Source organism: Vibrio sp. Y176, from assembly GCF_033438945.1.
Genome location: NZ_JAWOQS010000037.1, coordinates 1 through 2,959, shown reverse-complemented (window position 1 = coordinate 2,959; position 2,959 = coordinate 1). Strand labels below are relative to the sequence as shown.

The window sequence follows — 2,959 nt, the reverse complement described above, 5'->3', positions numbered from 1 at the left end:
GTTCTTTCATTGAGTCCATCAAAACCCCTTGGGTGTTGTATGGTTAAGCCTCACGGGCAATTAGTACAGGTTAGCTCAACGCCTCACAACGCTTACACACCCTGCCTATCAACGTCGTAGTCTACGACAACCCTTTAGGATACTTAAAGTATCAGGGAGAACTCATCTCAAGGCTCGCTTCCCGCTTAGATGCTTTCAGCGGTTATCGATCCCGAACTTAGCTACCGGGCAATGCGTCTGGCGACACAACCCGAACACCAGAGGTTCGTCCACTCCGGTCCTCTCGTACTAGGAGCAGCCCCTTTCAATTCTCCAACGCCCACGGCAGATAGGGACCGAACTGTCTCACGACGTTCTAAACCCAGCTCGCGTACCACTTTAAATGGCGAACAGCCATACCCTTGGGACCGACTTCAGCCCCAGGATGTGATGAGCCGACATCGAGGTGCCAAACACCGCCGTCGATATGAACTCTTGGGCGGTATCAGCCTGTTATCCCCGGAGTACCTTTTATCCGTTGAGCGATGGCCCTTCCATTCAGAACCACCGGATCACTATGACCTGCTTTCGCACCTGCTCGAATTGTCATTCTCGCAGTCAAGCGGGCTTATGCCATTGCACTAACCTCACGATGTCCAACCGTGATTAGCCCACCTTCGTGCTCCTCCGTTACGCTTTGGGAGGAGACCGCCCCAGTCAAACTACCCACCAGGCACTGTCCGCAACCCCGATGAGGGGTCGACGTTAGAACATCAACACTACAAGGGTGGTATTTCAAGGACGGCTCCACGCAATCTAGCGACTGCGCTTCAAAGCCTCCCACCTATCCTACACATGTAGGGTCAATGTTCAGTGCCAAGCTGTAGTAAAGGTTCACGGGGTCTTTCCGTCTAGCCGCGGGTACACTGCATCTTCACAGCGATTTCAATTTCACTGAGTCTCGGGTGGAGACAGCGTGGCCATCATTACGCCATTCGTGCAGGTCGGAACTTACCCGACAAGGAATTTCGCTACCTTAGGACCGTTATAGTTACGGCCGCCGTTTACCGGGGCTTCGATCAAGAGCTTCGACCGAAGTCTAACCCCATCAATTAACCTTCCGGCACCGGGCAGGCGTCACACCGTATACGTCATCTTGCGATTTTGCACAGTGCTGTGTTTTTAATAAACAGTTGCAGCCACCTGGTATCTGCGACTCTCAATAGCTCCATCCGCGAGGGACTTCACCGTCGAGAGCGTACCTTCTCCCGAAGTTACGGTACCATTTTGCCTAGTTCCTTCACCCGAGTTCTCTCAAGCGCCTTGGTATTCTCTACCCGACCACCTGTGTCGGTTTGGGGTACGATTCCTTACAATCTGAAGCTTAGAGGCTTTTCCTGGAAGCATGGCATCAATGACTTCACATCCGTAGATGCTCGACGTCGTGTCTCAGCCTTAAGAGAAACCGGATTTACCTAATTTCTCAGCCTACGCACTTGAACCTGGACAACCGTCGCCAGGCCCACCTAGCCTTCTCCGTCCCCCCATCGCAATTGTAAGAAGTACGGGAATATTAACCCGTTTCCCATCGACTACGCCTTTCGGCCTCGCCTTAGGGGTCGACTTACCCTGCCCCGATTAACGTTGGACAGGAACCCTTGGTCTTCCGGCGAGGAGGTTTTTCACCCCCTTTATCGTTACTCATGTCAGCATTCGCACTTCTGATACGTCCAGCATGCGTTACCACACACCTTCAACCGCTTACAGAACGCTCCCCTACCCAATATACAAAAAGTATATTGCCGCAGCTTCGGTTTACTACTTAGCCCCGTTACATCTTCCGCGCAGGCCGACTCGACCAGTGAGCTATTACGCTTTCTTTAAATGATGGCTGCTTCTAAGCCAACATCCTGGCTGTCTGAGCCTTCCCACATCGTTTCCCACTTAGTAGTAATTTGGGACCTTAGCTGGCGGTCTGGGTTGTTTCCCTCTCCACGACGGACGTTAGCACCCGCCGTGTGTCTCCCGGATAGTACTTACTGGTATTCGGAGTTTGCAAAGGGTTGGTAAGTCGGGATGACCCCCTAGCCTTAACAGTGCTCTACCCCCAGTAGTATTCGTCCGAGGCGCTACCTAAATAGCTTTCGGGGAGAACCAGCTATCTCCAGGTTTGATTGGCCTTTCACCCCTAGCCACAAGTCATCCGCTAATTTTTCAACATTAGTCGGTTCGGTCCTCCAGTTGATGTTACTCAACCTTCAACCTGCCCATGGCTAGATCACCTGGTTTCGGGTCTATATCCAGAGACTGAACGCCCAGTTAAGACTCGGTTTCCCTACGGCTCCCCTAGATGGTTAACCTTGCCACTGAATATAAGTCGCTGACCCATTATACAAAAGGTACGCAGTCACAGGACAAAGCCTGCTCCTACTGCTTGTACGTACACGGTTTCAGGTTCTATTTCACTCCCCTCACAGGGGTTCTTTTCGCCTTTCCCTCACGGTACTGGTTCACTATCGGTCAGTCAGTAGTATTTAGCCTTGGAGGATGGTCCCCCCATATTCAGACAGGATATCACGTGTCCCGCCCTACTCGATTTCACTGAACACACGTCGTCAACTACGGGACTATCACCCTGTATCGTCGGCCTTTCCAGGCTGTTCGTCTAACGCGTGTAAAGCTTAAGGGCTAGTCCAATTTCGCTCGCCGCTACTTTCGGAATCTCGGTTGATTTCTTTTCCTCGGGGTACTTAGATGTTTCAGTTCCCCCGGTTCGCCCTGTTGAGCTATGTATTCACTCAACAGTAATACCTTATGGTATTGGGTTTCCCCATTCGGAAATCCCAGACTCAAATGGTTTTTACTACCTAATCTGGGCTTATCGCAAGTTAATACGTCCTTCATCGCCTCTGACTGCCAAGGCATCCACCGTGTACGCTTAGTCACTTAACCATACAACCCGAAGGAGTTTCGAGTTGAT

General features: G+C 51.5%; 1 rRNA gene. It reads right to left on the bottom strand.

From position 1 onward, the window contains the following. Positions 1 to 39: 39 nt before the first annotated feature. Positions 40 to 2,931, bottom strand: a 23S ribosomal RNA gene (locus tag R7O13_RS23775). Positions 2,932 to 2,959 lie beyond the last annotated feature (28 nt).